This is a genomic window from Ruegeria sp. YTSC106 (assembly GCF_059609765.1).
Genome location: NZ_JBXWMI010000018.1, coordinates 54,238 through 71,020, shown reverse-complemented (window position 1 = coordinate 71,020; position 16,783 = coordinate 54,238). Strand labels below are relative to the sequence as shown.

9 protein-coding genes and 1 pseudogene are annotated in these 16,783 nt (G+C 54.7%); 1 reads left to right on the top strand and 9 read right to left on the bottom strand.

The features are described from left to right. Window positions 1-70: 70 nt before the first annotated feature. Together AC2FEB_RS19900 and AC2FEB_RS19895 are read right to left on the bottom strand one after the other, a co-directional pair. Window positions 71-1,864 (bottom strand): PHA/PHB synthase family protein, encoded by a 1,794-nt coding sequence (locus AC2FEB_RS19900; protein WP_496676234.1) that lies wholly within the window; start codon window positions 1,862-1,864, stop codon window positions 71-73. Window positions 1,865-2,050: 186 nt separating this feature from the next. Then, complete coding sequence (locus AC2FEB_RS19895; RefSeq protein WP_117869950.1) at window positions 2,051-2,428, bottom strand: nuclear transport factor 2 family protein; 378 nt, start codon at window positions 2,426-2,428, stop codon at window positions 2,051-2,053. A gap of 403 nt (window positions 2,429-2,831) precedes the next feature. On the opposite strand from AC2FEB_RS19895, the gene AC2FEB_RS19890 reads away from it, so the two are divergent. Continuing rightward, a complete protein-coding gene (locus tag AC2FEB_RS19890; RefSeq protein ID WP_496884332.1) occupies window positions 2,832-5,579 on the top strand; it encodes an HAD-IC family P-type ATPase in 2,748 nt (915 codons plus the stop codon). Window positions 5,580-5,592: 13 nt separating this feature from the next. Here AC2FEB_RS19890 and AC2FEB_RS19885 read toward each other — a convergent pair whose 3' ends face one another. The 7 genes and pseudogenes from AC2FEB_RS19885 to AC2FEB_RS19855 form a co-directional block, all read right to left on the bottom strand. Continuing rightward, the gene (locus tag AC2FEB_RS19885) at window positions 5,593-6,117 is read right to left on the bottom strand and encodes a flavodoxin domain-containing protein (RefSeq protein ID WP_117869952.1); all 525 of its coding nucleotides are present in this window, start codon (window positions 6,115-6,117) and stop codon (window positions 5,593-5,595) included. A 222-nt stretch (window positions 6,118-6,339) separates the two neighbouring features. Further along, complete coding sequence (locus AC2FEB_RS19880; protein WP_117869953.1) at window positions 6,340-6,747, bottom strand: universal stress protein; 408 nt, start codon at window positions 6,745-6,747, stop codon at window positions 6,340-6,342. A 117-nt stretch (window positions 6,748-6,864) separates the two neighbouring features. Next, window positions 6,865-7,128, bottom strand: coding sequence for a hypothetical protein (locus tag AC2FEB_RS19875; RefSeq protein WP_254683716.1), 264 nt, complete (start codon window positions 7,126-7,128; stop codon window positions 6,865-6,867). Between the two features lie 437 nt (window positions 7,129-7,565). Beyond that, a complete protein-coding gene (locus tag AC2FEB_RS19870) occupies window positions 7,566-8,828 on the bottom strand; it encodes a ferredoxin reductase family protein (RefSeq protein ID WP_496884331.1) in 1,263 nt (420 codons plus the stop codon). 1,711 nt (window positions 8,829-10,539) lie between these two features. Then, a complete protein-coding gene (locus AC2FEB_RS19865; protein ID WP_117869956.1) occupies window positions 10,540-11,796 on the bottom strand; it encodes a hypothetical protein in 1,257 nt (418 codons plus the stop codon). Beyond that, window positions 11,793-14,819: a hypothetical protein gene (locus AC2FEB_RS19860; protein WP_496884330.1), complete on the bottom strand. Its 3,027-nt coding sequence runs from the start codon at window positions 14,817-14,819 to the stop codon at window positions 11,793-11,795. The genes AC2FEB_RS19865 and AC2FEB_RS19860 overlap by 4 nt, the downstream gene beginning before the upstream one ends. Before the next feature lie 1,303 nt (window positions 14,820-16,122). Then, window positions 16,123-16,692, bottom strand: a pseudogene (locus AC2FEB_RS19855) (alpha/beta fold hydrolase). Window positions 16,693-16,783: the final 91 nt, after the last annotated feature.

The following is a 16,783-nucleotide window of genomic DNA, read 5'->3' as shown; positions in this document are numbered from 1 at the left end:
GCGATAGCGCTCTGCCAGTTTTGCATGTTTGTCCACACATGGTTGACCAAGCAAAGCTGGGGCCTAGCGTTCAGGTCTGATGAATGTAAGTGCCCGGCGCTTTGGGCAGTTTTGCGACCCCCTTTCGTTTTCCCCCCATCAGCGGGGGCGCAGTTTCACCAGACGAACGGCCTTTTATCCAATCCGCCATCGCTGGCCACCAGGAACCTTGCCGTATTTCCGTCGCTTCAAGCCATTCATCCGGTGAGGTATACAGCGCATCCGCCGGTCTATGGCCCTGACGATAGTGGCGGTGCTTGTGCCCCGGCTCGCTCAGGATGCCGCCGTTGTGACCGCCATTGGACAACACGAAGGTCAGGTCTCCATCAGTAAAAAGACGTATCTTGTAAACTGAGCGCCACGGAGCAATGTGATCTGATTCCGTTCCGACCACAAACATTGGAACGCGTATGTCCTTAAGCGCGACAACCCGTCCTTCGACGGCGAACCGTCCGGCGCTCAGTCGGTTTTCTAAGAACAGTCCGCGCAGATACTCGGAATGCATCCGTGCGGGCATCCGGGTTGTATCATTGTTCCAGACGGTCAGGTCTGTTGGAAGATCGTCTTCACCCAAAAAATAGCGCCGCACTGCCCGCGCATAGATCAGGTCTTCGGCGCGGATAGTTGTAAAAGTTCGAGACATCTGAGGGCGGTCCAAACAGCCCTGCAACCACATCAGGTCTTCGACAAAAGCGACTTGGCTCTCGTCGATAAACAGCAAAAGCTCACCGGCCTCGGCAAAATCAACCTGCGCTGCCATGAGTGTGACGCTGGCAAGCCGGTCATCGCCATCACGTTGCATCACCGCAGCCGCAATCGCCAGAAGTGTACCGCCAAGGCAATATCCATTGGTGTGTATCTTTTGACCCGGGATGATTGTTTCGATGGCGTCAATCGCTGCCATAACGCCATTCAGGCGATAATCCTCCAAGCTAAGGTTAGCTTGATCAGCCGTGGGATTGACCCAAGACATCATGAACACAGTAAAGCCCTGCTGGACTAGGTACCGCACCATGGAGTTTTCAGCAGAGAGGTCGAGTACATAGTATTTCATGATCCAGGCAGGCACAAAAAGGATAGGTTCGGCCTGCACGCTCTTGGTGCACGGTGTGTATTGAATCAGCTCGAACAGCGTATTGCGATAAACGACCCTGCCGGGAGTTGCGGCAAGGTCTTTGCCAACCTCATAACCCTGAGGGGCAGGTTCGTGTTCTTGCGTTATGGTATGGGCAACATCCTCAATGAAATGCGCGCTGCCCTCTACCAAATTGCGACCACCGGTCTGGAAAGTGCGGTCGATTATTTCCGGGTTTGACCATGGGAAATTCGATGGGGAGATGAGATCCAGGGTCTGGCGGATTTGAAACTGAGCTCGTTCCGCGTCGCGGGGGGCGATGCCCGGCATTTCGTCCGTTGCTGCCTGCCACCAATCCTGTGCGCTTAGAAAGGCTTGCTGCCATAGCGAAAATGGCGCCTTCTGCCAGCCGGGTGCACTGAAGCGGTGGTCTTGTTTGCGTGGCTGAAAAGGCGGAGTAGCTTTTGCTCCAATCGCCATCTCACAGGCATAGACCCAGAGTTTTGCAGTATCGCGTGCCGCGCGCTCTGTCAGTTCAAGCTGGCGCCCGGGGGAACGACCCAGATGCATGGCCCAATCCATCCAAGTGGCCATAATCGAATGCGGCGATACACCGGCGGTGGCACGGGCTAGTGCCGCGCGCGTAGCGCGGTCAAGTTTCTCATAAGGGTGTCGCGGAGTATTCTGCCCAGTGTCTGCCGCAGGAATCTTGTCTTCAGCAGACAGATTGTCAGGAGGTAATTCAGTCATCTGGGTTCTCCGATCTGGGCAAAGTGCTCTAAAGCTGCGATCTTAAACCTTCGCGGCCAACAAGCCCGGAACGACCAGGCAACCGCCCATCTTCATTGGACATACTTGTTGCCGCCGCACGGAGTCTGCGACCCCTTCTGCAGAAGCAGCGAGCGTCCGGCAACCCGTATTGCCAGGCATCTTTCGCTATTTCGGCAGCATAAAGAACTCTTCCAGTACAATTTTGCCATCCTCAACGGAATAAATGGCAATCTCGCTAAGAGTCATGCTTTGTCCCGTGTCTTTCTGCACGACCTCGGCATTGAAACCCACCCCAAAGCGATTGGGAGGATGAACATAGGGGCCGTCTACAGTAAGCTCCTTGATTTCATGTGTTTTCAGCCAGTCTTCTCGCTTCGCCTTGATGGCATCGCGACCCTTTGTAATCCGAAATTGCCTTACCGGAGGCACAACCGCCTCTACGGACTGAGCGTTTTCTGCGTACATTTCGTCAACGCTTATTAAGCCTTTGCGATCACGCATCGCCTGAACAAATGCCCGGCCTATTTCGACTAGCGCTTCCATGCAAGACCTCCTGTTATGTTGATGACTGTACCTCTGCGCACTGCGTTCAACCTTGACGAAGATCAAAATGGAACAGCCCTGAGCATTTGATTGTACGGCCTGCGGGTCTCATTCACGCGATGGAACCGAAAGACACCCTTTGGAACCGGGACGTCACTGCTGTGCTATACAACGCACACAATCCGAATTGCACAAAGGAAGCTGTGAAAATCGCGCACACTTCAATCCCGCGTCGTTGAGTTGAACCACATCAAATACGGCCACGGCAGGACCGCGTATAAAGGAATCGCTCAACCATAAGCCTGTCGTGACGGTGCGACTTGGCCGTCGTCACGAGGGCGCATCAATCCCAAGTTCACTGCTGCAACGACATCTCTGAGACGTGTCTTAAACGGAGTTTGAAATGCCAGAACGCCTTAAAGTTCTGCCTGAAACACCTGGAGCCCTGCCGCACACGCAAGAAAGTGCTGATGTGCTTAAGGACCTGCAAACAGTGGCCACCGGGCTTACTTCAGAACAAGCTAAACTCCGTCTTGAGAAATTCGGACGCAACGAGCCGCCGCCGTCACACAGGCGAAATGTGATCCTGCGGTTCCTGGCTCACTTCCACAATGTTCTGATCTACGTGCTTGTCGGGTCAGCAGCTATAACCTTTTTGCTGGGGCATTTGGTGGACACTGTCGTCATTCTTGCCGTTGTTCTGGCCAATGCCTGCATCGGGTTCGTGCAAGAGGGTCGGGCTGAAAAGGCAATGGATGCGATCCATCAGATGCTTGCCCCAAGGGCTTCAGTCTTACGTGATGGGCGGCGGATCGCAATCGATGGTGCCGACATTGTTCCCGGCGACATCGTTCAGCTCGACGCCGGTGACAAGCCCCCTGCCGATATGCGCCTGATCGAAGCGCATGGCATGAAGGCACAAGAGGCTATTCTGACAGGCGAGTCAGTCGCCGTTGACAAAGAAGACATAGCAACTGACGCAGACGCAGCACTTGGCGACCAGCGCGGCATGGTGTTTGGCGGCACGTTGATCACGGCCGGTCAGGGACGCGGCGTTGTGACAGCAACAGGCACGCGGACCGAGATCGGGCGCATTGGCCGGATGATCTCTGAGGTCGAGACACTCTCGACGCCGCTGGTACGCCAAATGGATACCTTTGCGCGCTGGCTTACACTTTTTATACTGGCCGTGGCCGCGATCCTTCTGGCTTTCGGTTATTTCGTAGCTGAATACAGCTTCATTGATTTGTTCATGGCGGTCATTGGTCTTTCGGTCGCCGCAATTCCCGAGGGGCTTCCTGCGGTCCTGACCATCACTCTGGCGATCGGGGTGCAGTCCATGGCACGCCGCAACGCCATTGTCCGGCGCCTTCCCGCAATCGAAACGATTGGCTCGGTCTCGGTCATCTGTACAGACAAGACCGGCACCCTGACTCGCAACGAAATGGTGGTGACCAATGTTGCTGTGGGAAGCCATTGCTTTGACATCCAAGGCGACGGCTATGATCCCGCCGGTGCTATTGTGTGCGATGGTTCAGAACTGATACAGACTCTGCCGCCAACCCTGCGGGATTTGGCAACCGTCGCGCTCTGCTGCAACAACGCGACACTTGAACAACGATCCGGTGTTTGGGATGTAAACGGCGACCCGATGGAGGGTGCGCTTCTGTCCTTCGCCGCAAAGGTCCTAGGCCCTCTGGACGGGGCGCGGGCATCATGGAACCGTCGCGATGTTCTACCCTTCGATGCGCAACGGCGTTTTATGGCGACGCTGGATCAGAGTGAGGCCGGAGCACGTAAGATTTTTGTCAAAGGCGCGCCCGAGACGCTGCTGTCTCTTTGCGAAACGCAGCTCGACGCCGATGGGAGCGCACTGCCAATTGACCCTGTAGCATGGTCCGCGATCGAAGATCGCTTTGCCTCGGCAGGGTGCCGGGTATTGGCGTTCGCCTCCCGTCCTGCACACGAAGGTGAGACATGTCTAACGTCTCAGGACTTTTCGGGGGATCTGGTCTTCCTTGGGCTTGTTGGTCTGATCGATCCGCCACGCAAAGAAGCGAAACATGCGATTGCTGCCTGTCAGAACGCAGGTATTGCGGTCAAAATGATAACCGGTGATCACGCCGGGACAGCCGCAGCAATCGGCAAGGACATTGGTCTGGTCCACGCCGACAACATTCTGAGCGGTGCACAGATCGACAAATTGGACGATACCGCGTTATCACTCGCGGCTCTGAAGGCGGATATCTTCGCTCGCACAAACCCGGAGCATAAGTTGCGCCTTGTCCATGCGCTGCAGGCGCAAGGCCTGACGGTTGCCATGACCGGCGATGGCGTCAACGACGCCCCGGCCCTGAAACGCGCGGATGTAGGCATCGCCATGGGCCAAAAGGGGTCAGCGGCCGCCAAAGAAGCTGCCGACATCGTCCTCGCCGATGACAACTTTGCCACCATCGCTGCGGCGGTGTGTGAAGGGCGTACGGTGTTTGACAATATCAAAAAAGTCATCAGCTGGCTTCTGCCCACAAGCGGGGGTGAAGCCCTGGTCGTCATCGTCGCCCTGTTGTTGGGATTAACGCTGCCGGTTTCTCCGATTCAGATCCTCTGGATCAATCTCATCACAGCCATCGCGCTTGGCATCGCGCTTGCCTTTGAGCCGACCGAAGAGAACACGATGTTTCGACCGCCCCGTCCGCGCGACGCGCCGATCCTGGGGGGTGAACTGGTATGGCACATTGCGCTTGTCTCTGGTCTGTTTCTGGCCGGGGTCTTCAGCATTTTCACCTATGCTGAACGGCAAGGTTACTCTGTAGAACTGTCGCAGACGCTAGCGCTGAACACTTTGGTGGTGATGGAGATTTTCCATCTGTTCTTTGTACGCAATATCTATGGCACGTCGTTGACCTGGAAGGCGATCCAGGGAACGCCAACCGTTTGGGCCTGTGTGGGTGCCGTCTCAGCGGCGCAACTCGCCGCCACTTACGTTCCGGGTTTTCAAAATGTCCTGGGAACCGCTGCTGTGGGATTAAAGGACGGCCTCCTTATTGTCGGCCTGGGTATTGCGCTGTTTGTTCTGCTTGAGCTGGAAAAACAAATCGCTCTCACCCTGGGGGCGCGACCCAAAACCACAATCAATCGGCATCGGCGCTAGTGCGCAGAAAGCGTTATCTGTTCAAGAATGCCGTCACGACTGCTTCCAGTGCGGCCCAATCCGTAAACTCCTGTATGCCATCTCGCAGATCGACGCGCCGACCCCTTAAAACAACATGACGGACAACTTCTTTCTCATAATAGTCATAACTTTCGGGACGCACTGCACCCGCGACCAGAGCGCTTTCGTCCGGTTCAAAACCGGTTCGCAAAATCATTTCAGCCAGATAGTCCTCTGCCTCCTCCCGACCTTTGGCGAAAGCCGCTTTAAGACTTACCGATAGCATCAGCGAGCTGCCGGCTAGCAAGGCGTCACGATTTGTTTTTATAAATGTCTCAAATGGCTTGGGATGCCGTCGCTCGTGGACCGAGGCCGCAAGGATGAATTTGTCCACACCTTCAAAGAAGAGTTCATCTATCTCCCGACCAGTATCGATCAGAGTGGCTTCGAACCCGTTCTTTGTCGCAACACCCTTGATGAAGTCCGCGATTTTCGCAGTCTGACCTTCTATGCTGCCGTAGGCAATAGTTACGATCATACCGACCTCCTCCAAACGGTCTGAAACGCGCGCCCATAATAGCAGTTCTTCTCGCGGTTAACGCTGATCTTGGTCAATCGGCTTGGATTGGCAGCCTTGCCTTCCAGCCACCGTCGGGAAACAATCCGCTCGCAATCCCTTAAAAGACCACCATGCAAAAATGCTAACTTAATTGCGATGCCCTCACCCTAATCGCGCGAACGAAGGTCGATTTAAAATATATCAAGGTGTTCCGTGAACCGGGCACTTTGCGTGATGAACGACCTTGTTGGCTGTTGAGCCAACAAAGATGTTTTCCAAACCAGGTTTGTGCGAGGCTATCGAAATGCAATCTATTTCGTTCTCGTTCGCGAAATCGACGATCGCTCTGCCCGGATGCCCTGAGATCAGCCGTGCCGATGCATCAGGCAGTTCCGATGCCTTCCGATGTAGTTCTTCCAGAGGCTCGTGTCGCGTATTCTCAAAAACGCATTCAGGAATTTGAGATGCCACGTAAGCCGGGATCGGCTCCCGTACATGAAGTATGGTGAATTTGGTGTCGGCGTCTGCCAAATGGCGAGCGGCTTCAAAAGATGCCTTAGTATCATGATCACGGTCCAGCGCTACAGGGATCAGGATGTTCTTGTACATGTGAACTCCCCTTTAACGTTCCTGATGCCTTCGGACTGACATCAGCGGTAGTTAGATTTCTGAACTGTCGCAAGTCGCGTTCCGCAGGGCGAGATGTCCTGAACTGCCTTTGGCGAACTACTCGATCTGTAAGGTCTCAAGAAAAGAGATTAAATTCGCCAGCGGCACGCCCGTCATCATCTGCTGACCATTTGGCAAAGAAAGCGCGACTTGAAGGTCTGAATCCAACGCCGGTCCGAAAATGTGCATGTCTCCCCCGTGGGCAAGCACCGCCGATCGTCCATCAATCCTCAGTGCAACCGTATCGGTCGGGAACACTCCGTCGTTTTGTGCTGCCAATTGGGCAAGATCAAGTGTCCTGATCGCCAGCATTTCAGCCATTGGCCCGTTTCCGGTCGCTTCAAAACCATGGCATTACCAGCAATAGGTCCGATACAGCTCGTTTCCTTCCTGAACGTTGACTTCCTGTGCCAGTACGGCACCCGAAGCAAATAGCCCCACTATTTTTACGCGAATTCCCAGCAATTCCTCCTCCTTTGCAAATGCGTTTTCCAAGAGAAGTTTACCAGGCACCCTTCGGTTCTGCTTTGATTTCGCTCATGATGATCAGGTTACATCGAGTGTGTTTTTGGCGAGACAAGCAAGCCATGTCCGACAAATATCAATGGAATCCAAGGCGTATCAGCGATACCTGGTAGAAAACAAAATGGGCTATCTTCTATCGCAGACCGAAGCCCAAAACTGCGGCGCATAGAATGACGACGATCAACCAAATTGCCAGCGAGATCCGACGACGCAAGGACATTCGCCTGAATTGATCAATCATAGTCGAACCTTTCCAAAAGTATGCGATCCGATGGGGTGCCTTGAGCGATCAGATGATCCTCGACAACGTCCATCATTACTGCAGGTCCGCAGAGCACAAAAAGCCATTGCGCGTAGTGGTCAGGAGTCAGGACACGATCAAGGAGGGCTCCATCAATTACTCCGGTTTCACCGTCCCAGTCTTCCTGCGGCTCTGAAAGGGCGAAAACTGCGTTTTCCGCCGCCAGCTCTTCGCGATAGACGATCTGGTTTTTCATGCGGTTCCCATAGATCAGTTTGATATCCTTTGGGACGTCGGCGAAACGATTTTGCCGTAAAATGCTGAGCATCGGAGCTATTCCGACCCCTCCCGCAACCAGCACGACCCCAGGATCCTGCCGCCCATTGATCGTAAGACTACCATGCGGGCCATCCAGATAGGCGAAGGTGTCGGGCCCGAGTCGCTCAAGCGAACCGGTAAAATCGCCGAGTTCTTTGATCACAAAAGAAATCTCTGGCCCCTCTGCCGGTGCCGAACTTATTGAAAAGGGGTTCTCGTGCAGTGAGAACACACTGTTTCCTACGTTCAGACAAACAAACTGGCCCGCCTCGTACACCAGCCCGTTGTGACCGTCAGGGCCGATCACAAGTTCCCACTGCTTGGGGGTCAGTCTGCGTCTCGATACCACCCTCCATGGCCTGCGGCGCTGCCCCAACGGCTTAAAAAGATACACAAACAACAGCGATCCGACTGCAATCGCTACCATAGCGGACCACATAACAGTCAGGACCGAATTCGACCCGTAGCGCCCTGCTGCTATGGTGTGATGTAGTAGCAATCCCGCAAGCAACAAAGCTCCAATCCCATGCGTGAAACGCCAGGATTCGTATTTGTATTCTTGCTTCGTTCGGCTGGCTGCAGACAGGATCAGAGCAGGCAGTAGAAGATAAGCGAGAATCCCGGTTGCGAGGGCTGTCAAATCCGTTGTGAGTGATAACTGCCGCGTTTCATCCCAAGGGCGAGAACCCCCGGAAACCGAGCCTTGATAGAACAGTGGATGCACAACGGCAAAGGCCAAAGCGACACGCGCCATAACCTGGTGGACCCGCATTGTAACGTCCATGCCGATACCTGTTGAAATGCGTTTGAACCGGCCAGACAGGATGAATTCAACAAGAATGATCGAAAAGGCCAGGATGCCCAGTCCGGACGCGATTTCCTGGTGCCATGGCCGAGGCGGCCAACCAAGAGCATAAGAAAGCCCGAGTGGTAGCAAGAGTACTACCAGGTAGGCTGATATTAGAAACGGCGCACTCATTGCATTTGTGTGTTACGATCAGAAGAGCCAATTGAAAGGAGGTCAATTGGCAACAGCGCCGTTCTCGGACGGCGCACGCTCATGCACTTTGTTCCTGCAATAGCAGAAGCGGACAAATCCTTGCAAAGTCCCACGGCGGCCTCCACAAATCGAAAGTTATGTTCCAAATCCTATTCACAGATGATTGAGCGGAAAAAGAGAATCCTTTCGCTGTTACAATCCATTAGACTTCCAGGTAAAATGTTGCGATCCAGTCAAGCCATTTGATCCCCGTTAACGTTTTCGCGAAAGCAAATTCGCACAACTAGTGACTCAGTACTTAGAATATAGCACCTATCGAAGATGATAATGTCGAAATCACCTATTTTGATCACTAGTTTTCATTCCCAGTTTTCGGGTGCTCGAAACATGAACCGGCTTTTGAATCTTGGTATGTCTGACGTCAGCGCCCACCGGACAAATTTAGGGGTTTGAGCAACGGAGGATTTCTGGTTCATCGAAGCCATTATGGAGCGAAGATGAACAAGAGAGTTCCAGTTGCGCTAGTCGGTTATGCAGACTTGGAACAAAGTCTAAAGTCATATGACCTTTCCGACGTTCATGATGCCGTTTCGAAATCGGTTGAGCAGAAGTTTCATGGCTATGAGTTATCGGGAGTACTTAGTGACTTTGCCGAAAAGCGGGAGAGGAAACCAGACTATGACTACTCTAGCCTTGTGAATGTAGCCGCCCCTTGGTGGGGTGAGAAAGCGTGACAGTTGCAAGGCATGTATCTTGATTGCAAGTTTCTGAATTACTTCACTGTTTTGCAGATCTTTCAGCCATGAGTGTTTAAATTTGTGCTTCCGGTCGAATCTACTCGTGCCATTAATAGCCAGCCCTCGCAAAATTCTTGCTACGCCGACCACACGGCCTTTGGAACGCTTCTCCTTAAAGCCGCCAGCGTCTGGTCCCAGTCCTTATCAACCAGTGTATTGAATTCCCATTGTGTAGGCTTGTGCTATTGACTATTTCGGTTGCAGCGAAGGTTGGCTTTCCACCCATTCTTTAGAAAAACAACGTGTTCTGGCGCAAAGAGTTACGGCGCAGACCGCGCCGACGCACTTGTTTTGGGGCCCGCGGGATTTGGACAAGCCAAACGCCCCTGGCCATCAGGGGTAAGACGCTGCCTTCCCCCTCGGGCCACCCTATTAGACAACACCGTGTCCTCGGCTGCGCCTGCGGGCCGCACCACCATTGTCGAATAGCATTGCCTCGCTCCCATCCGCGTTCGCCATGTGGCAGGTCAGCAGGAACAGGGGCCTTCGGCGTCTGATCTGCAAATCAGCCCCGATATTCCCAAAAAGGAAGTCAAAATCAATGAAATCGGTCTAGGTGCTGGATGAAGGAAGTGAGGCGAAAATGGCAAGGTTCTGTCGCTGGTGGCAGAACTATGTGTCGCCTTACGGGGAAATGTGGAACGTCACTGATCTTTGACTCAATTTACGGCGAAAACCCCAATAAAGTTGTAAAATGCATCATTCATTTCTTACCCAATCTGTATAGCGACCCTTCATCAACGCTGTGGCTAATGTCTCAATAGAGCCCACACCTTCCATTTTCTGCACATCATCGAATGACAACTTTTTGCAGCTGAACTCTCAGAACCCGTCGGTTGCCAGACACCCTCTTAGCCATCGTAATATGTTGGGTTCCAATCCTCGTCAGACTCGCCGTCCGAGGGGTTCTTAAGCCCACCGCCGCTCACTTGGGTCGCGGCGCCAATCCGTGGGATTCCTGCGTAGTCGCCCGCATATTTCGGTGGTTTCGGTTTCTCGGCTGGTTGCGACGTGCTGGTCCCCTTGTCCTTGGATCTGCTCGACCTGTCCCGTTTTTTTTTCTCCCAGATCGGAAGGCTCACACCTGTCTTGAACTTATAATCATCCTGATCATTTTCACGTGCCACTTCCGGCCCAACTTCCAGGCTGACCGGGACTTTTCCCTCGATGTTGAAAAATTTCTCAAGGCGCAAAGCGATCACCTGGGGCAGATCAGACTCTGCGGCGTCCAGGATCTCCTGCCAGAACGGCGGCAATTCATACATCGCCCGGCACAGCGACAGCATGATCCCTCTCTTGATATCCGCGGGGCCGTAAAAAGCACCCTCAAATACGCTTTCTGTCCGCTCCCGAAAATTCGATTTGTGATTACCGTCACTGCGAAGCTCGGTAAAGGAATGTTTAAAAACAGCGCCGGTCACCACGGCGTTGTTGCTTGCTGCGTTTTCGGCCAGGACTTGGGTCCGGCGCATATAGGTGCAATCTCCTTCTCCTTCTCCTTCTCCAGCCAGGATCTCCACTACGCCGCCTCGCCCATAGGGGTAGAGCATGTCCCGCAGCGTGATCCAGCTGTCGTTCATCCATTCCGAGTTCACATTGGTTCTGACAACGAACTGATACTTGCCAAATCTGGTCTCCATAGCGCAGGTATGGGTCTCAACACGGAAGTAAACGAAAAGGGTATCCTGGCGTGCGCTAGCCTCACCAGAGCCAGTGTTGCCGTAGCTTGCAAAAATATTTTGTGCGCGGGCCTTAACCACCTCCCCCGACAGGATACGCCCAGACGCCATGATATTTCTGACGGTGGCTTCGTGGGCGGTGCCATGTTTCCAGTAGAAGTCAACCTTTTCAAACGCGGCTTCGAGCCGTTTGAACCCGGTTTTGAACCTCTCCTTCTCAGCCGCGTCCAGCGTGCTAATAAGACCTGTTTTCCAGTTCTCGAGACGCGTGACATTCGCTTTCGAAAGATCCTCATGAGAAATCGGTTCGTTGCGCTCCAGCCCGTAACTGTAAAGCTTATCCAGGCGGCGCAGCCCTACACTGTAAAGGGCGGACCCCTGTGATGAGTCATAGGCCATCTTCCCACTATACAAAGAGAAATCCGTCATGTCGGAAAGATCTCATCCTCGGTCTTTAGGTCGCGCAGCGACACGTCATTCATGAGTTGCGCGTTTTTCTTCATCCGGTTCCGGGCGGCAACGCTGACCGCGCTCAGATCAACCGAAATCATCGTACGCCCGCGTTGCGATGGATCGATCCGCGCACGGCTTTCTACTTTGCCAGCGATGACCAGAGCCCATTGGGCAGGTGACAAGGGCAAGGAAAGGCTCAGCACCAGGCTGCGACCATCCTGCGACAACAACACCCCGATGATCGAGTTGCCACCGACCACCCGCGCCTGCCCCGCAATGCGTGTGGCTTGCGCCAGCGACAGCTGCGCCTCGGACTGTTCGCGCTGGACCCGAGCGGCTCGCAGACGGATTTCCTGGGCGCGCATTTCTTCGGAATAAGGCTCTGTCGCGGGACGCGCGCCGACCATTGAGTCCATGTAGAGGCCTTCACTGGCCACCAGAAGATCGGCCGAACCTGCACCACCCACGGGCAAGGACGTGGTGTTCAGCGTGGCCGCGAGATCTTCGATCATCGCGATCCGGTCGCTAAGCGCGCTTGGCAGGTCTGCGCCCAGCGCGCCGCCTTTTAACGGTGGCGCGTCAGGAGTCATCCCATCGCGCAGCTTCTGACGCGCCGCATACGCGAGGGCCCGCAGCTCCGGGGCCGCATCCACAGCTGCCGCGCTGGCCGCATCCTCGGGCAATACCTCTTCTTCCTCGCCGGGGGCGCTACCCAAGCGCGGTGTCTGAGTGCCCTCGTCAGGCGGCGTCAGATACTCCGCAGAGAGCTGCGCTAGGATCAGATCAAGAATGCTCGACAGATACGCCTCGATCCCCTGCGCGTTCATGTCAAAGGGCAGCGGCGCGGCGGCGACATCTTCCAGCAGCGCCCGGATCTCACCCAACCGGTAAGAGCGTTGCTCATAGAGACCACTGCCCGCGATCAGCTCCACGCCGGTGGTCACGGAGAAGCGCAAATCCTCCAAAAACAGCCCCGTCTCAAATCGGTTGTAAAGCCGGTTGAACACCAGATTGAGAGACCGACCCTCATTGATATTGGACAATTGTATCACCGTGGTTTCGCTGTTTTGCGTGCTGATCTTGTGAGAGCTGTCCGTGGTAACAGTGGTCTTGGTGCGCTGGTTGACGGAGGCGCTGGCCTTGCGGGCAATTTTGTTGAGGCTTTGGGTAAAGACCTTCAACGTGTTGGACGCCCCTGCTGCGTATTCCGAGCGAATAAAAGGCGGACCCGCCGTCTCCGACGTTCCACCGCTGGTGTTGCCCCAGACATTGAGCTCGTTGTCAAACTGGGTCATCTGCTCCATCTCAGTGGAGATATCAGTACGGTTTTTCTTGGTTAATTCCGCCACCGAGGTGCGGGTTTCGCGGGTTGAGGTTTCTTCCTCATAGATCTGGGTCAACCGGATCTCGCGGTTTTCGCCAGGGGCCAAAGTGATGGTGCTCACCAACTCACCCAGCTCCGCACCTTTCCAGGCAAGCCGATACGAGAGCGCTTCGTTGACCGACAGGCGCGTCAGACCAGTGGGGAAGATCGCTGGCAGTGGATGGTGATACACATGCCAGTCGACGATGGGTTTTTCGACCGAAACAGATTGCTCATAGCCAGGGATCATGACGACCGCGCGACGGCGAAAATCTTCGTCTGCCGCGCAGCGTGCCATGATATCAGACAGAAACTGACCATCTTCGGTCTGATACCCTGCGGGTGTCTCGCGACAAACGAACACCTCCGCACCTTCACTTTCGAGCGCGAACCTCCGGGCGATCATCGGGTCAAAGCCGGTATCAACCGGGATGTAATCTGTCACAATCCGCGACTCGCGGCTGAACTTATACCGCTGTACGCGCTTCACTTTTGGCGTGCGGAACGGGTTTACCAACGTACGTAGCGTTTCGTCTACCAGGTTACCAGCACGCTCTAGAACGGTACGTTCTTCGCGAACAGTCCAGGACGCCTTGCGTCGCCTGGTGGTGTAAAGCTTGCCGTCTTCAGCGGTGATGGACGAGCCGTCAGGAACTTCTTCGGCAATGGCGGACGCATTGCCGATAAACAGCACATAGCCCATCGCGGCTGCATCTTCCTGCAGCTTACGCAATTGCTGATCAATGCGGTAAGGCTCGAGCTTGGCTTCCAGATACAGCGGCTCGAACTGCGCTGCCTGATCGGGGTCTAGCAAAAGCGTCGTGTCGTCTAGTGAGCTGTTAAGTGCTGCTTCGGCGCGGGCAGATTTGGCATCAGCAAGTTCCTTGAGGATTTTCAGCTCGGCATAGCGTCGTTCAATGAACTGCGCCCGCATGTCGATTTCCTCATAGGTGGAGACAAGGCCTGCCAAATCGGCCTCGCTGCTGGCGAGAAGGTGCAGGGTGACGGCGCGCTTGCTCCAGAAGGTCTCGTAGCTGTCGACATCGGTGAACAGAACCGGTGCAGGCGCGGTTGGGCCAGTCCCGGTCGCGTCCTGAGCAGTGGCTTGCGGGATCGCCTTTGGTGCCGCCTCAATCAGATACATGCGCCCCGACGTGCCATGGCGCAGGAGGGAACCTTGTGTCACCGGGACCGCCTGCGATCCATCGTCGGCGGCGCGGTAAAAGACCTGAGGCGGGGTGTCCTCGGGATCCTCAGGCGGGGTCAGAACAAACGCCCATTTGTTTTCGAGCACCCGCGTGACGTCATCTTGCGTCACCTCGGCCATTGGCGTGCCGAACCAGGAGGACTCAAAGAATGTGCGCAACGCCGCGCCCGAGGCTGGCAACTTCGGATCCTCCGCGATGGTGCCCAGCACTTGATCCCAGCGGATCGGAACATCTCGCAACCTGTCAAACGACAAGGTCGGCGGTGCAGTGTCGAGCCCTGTGGGCAAAAACAAATCAAGTTTTCGCGACAGGATCTGGTTTTCAGTCGAGGCCTTTCCCAGCACATCGAGGCGTGTAGGAACAGGATCACCCGGCAGCACTGGTAGGCCCCCGAGCGATGTTTCGGAAGTTTCTGTCCTGTCGTTCATGGCAATCGCCTCTCTTTGAATCAAGCAAAGCACGCGGATACACCGCCCAGGCCTTCAAAATTGGTCCAGCCTCTGGCCGACTATAGTCAGATATCTCGATCCAAAGGAAATAAATCTGGGCGCATGATTGCACCACCGTCCGGACCGCGAAGACGCATTATAGACGTACCGGCCTTCATCGCGCGTTTGGACGCGCAAATGCGAGACTGCAAGATGCTGTAAACTTAGATTGCGGCAGCTACACGCTCCAAAAATTCTCTTATGGCCCGCATGGCCTCGTCGGAATTGTCTGGGACATACGAGAGTGTTTTTACGGGAAGCTGCCATTGGCGCGTTCGCGGCGAAGGCTCAATTTGTCCGCATTGCGGTCTTCGTCGATCCGGATTTCGATTGGCGGTTTCGCGACCGCCGCATGAATTGCGGCGTCATAACAAACCGCGTACGTCGCAGTATGGGTGTTATGTGAAGCGATCCCTGATTGTATCATCACCCACCCTGTCTCTCATCACTCCAACGACCCATATCATAGATTCCCTGTTTCTTCATACGACGTATGAAAGCAAGGTAGTTACCCGAAGCACAGTTCAGGCAAAAGGTCGACGAGCTAAGATGCCAACTAGGAATCGAAGACAGGGAGCACGGCTATATTTTTGTCGATGACCAGCCTTGCAACTACGCACCTTACAATATGATGCTATCGTCTTTATCTGATTACTTCGGTGCATCAAAACTGGCCATGGAATTAAGACTGAAGCGAATGGCTCTGGTAACAGATCATCGTACCAATAGCCGCCTATCGAAAACTGTTTCAAGCGGTGCTTAGTCAATATCCGTACTTGGTGAACTTCTGCAAAATCAGTCGTTTGAGCCCTGATCCGCCATTCCCGATCCATCTGGATGCTGTGTGTTCAGTCGGCAGGTCCCAGCCCTAAGCCGACATTCAAATCCGAACTTTGCAATTCCAGTTGTGCGGACAGGAGCCGCCCGAAGATGGTGCAGCGAGATCAATGTCAGCTGTTCAGTCGAGAGGCGGCATCACTTGCGGCGCTGCGGCGCATCTTCCCCGAAACGGTGGTTGAAATAGCACAACCGGGTTGGAAAGAATAACTATCCTATGCGAGCGATTTCACTGTCCACCCGCTCGTGCAGGAGACGGTGGCCACCTTCAAATTGCGGACATTAGCATTCGGGCCAAGTCGTCAGGCCTATCGATCATCACGTGGTGCCCGAATAGCACCGAAATCACCGTCCACCCCGACTGATGCTGATATCGCTCGAAAAACGGTTGGCCAAGCCTTGGGACTCAGCCGGTGGCATAGATGTCGGTCCGCTTTAACACCTTGGTTTCGCCGCTCACCAGTTGCATCGGTTGCCCAAATGTCTTGTGTGGTTGCGCGACATTTCGGCGGTCCACCCACGCACAGTCTGCTCCATTCACTGAAAAAGCCTCCGCCGGGCCCGGCGCGACTTTGCCATCGACGGCACTATCACGAAGCCCTGCCGCGATATCCGCGGGCAAAACGTCCAAGGCCGCCTGCCCATCGCCCGGCACGAGCGCATCAAGGTACACAAGTGATCGAACGTGGTTGGGTGCTCTATCCGCCACTCCGGTGACAACCATGCCGCCATAGCTATGACCGCACAAAACAATGTCAGAGAGTTCTTCGCACCTGATTACCCCAAGGACATCCTAGATATGCATGGCCAGATCTGTTTCGTCACTCACTAGGTGAGCGCGTTCATCCAACCCTGTCAGTGCCGGGGTGAAAACGTCGTAGCCCTCCCTGCGCAGAAGGGCTGCTACGCGAGACCAGCACCATCCCCCTTGCCACGCTCCGTGGACCAATACAAATGTCGCCAAAACTCGCCTCACTCCGTCGATACTGCAATGACAGTAGATTCACTAGGGCCGCTTCGTTCACAGCATCGTTTGAACTTGATCTCCTGCATGTACACACTGCTCT

What these genes read in the sequence shown, in the direction of transcription:
- AC2FEB_RS19860 (WP_496884330.1), bottom strand. Translation starts at nt 14,819, where the DNA reads ATGAACGACAGGACAGAAACTTCCGAAACATCGCTCGGGGGCCTACCA.
- AC2FEB_RS19885 (WP_117869952.1), bottom strand. Translation starts at nt 6,117, where the DNA reads ATGATCGTAACTATTGCCTACGGCAGCATAGAAGGTCAGACTGCGAAA.
- AC2FEB_RS19890 (WP_496884332.1), top strand. Translation starts at nt 2,832, where the DNA reads ATGCCAGAACGCCTTAAAGTTCTGCCTGAAACACCTGGAGCCCTGCCG.
- AC2FEB_RS19880 (WP_117869953.1), bottom strand. Translation starts at nt 6,747, where the DNA reads ATGTACAAGAACATCCTGATCCCTGTAGCGCTGGACCGTGATCATGAT.
- AC2FEB_RS19895 (WP_117869950.1), bottom strand. Translation starts at nt 2,428, where the DNA reads ATGGAAGCGCTAGTCGAAATAGGCCGGGCATTTGTTCAGGCGATGCGT.
- AC2FEB_RS19875 (WP_254683716.1), bottom strand. Translation starts at nt 7,128, where the DNA reads ATGGCTGAAATGCTGGCGATCAGGACACTTGATCTTGCCCAATTGGCA.
- AC2FEB_RS19865 (WP_117869956.1), bottom strand. Translation starts at nt 11,796, where the DNA reads ATGACGGATTTCTCTTTGTATAGTGGGAAGATGGCCTATGACTCATCA.
- AC2FEB_RS19900 (WP_496676234.1), bottom strand. Translation starts at nt 1,864, where the DNA reads ATGACTGAATTACCTCCTGACAATCTGTCTGCTGAAGACAAGATTCCT.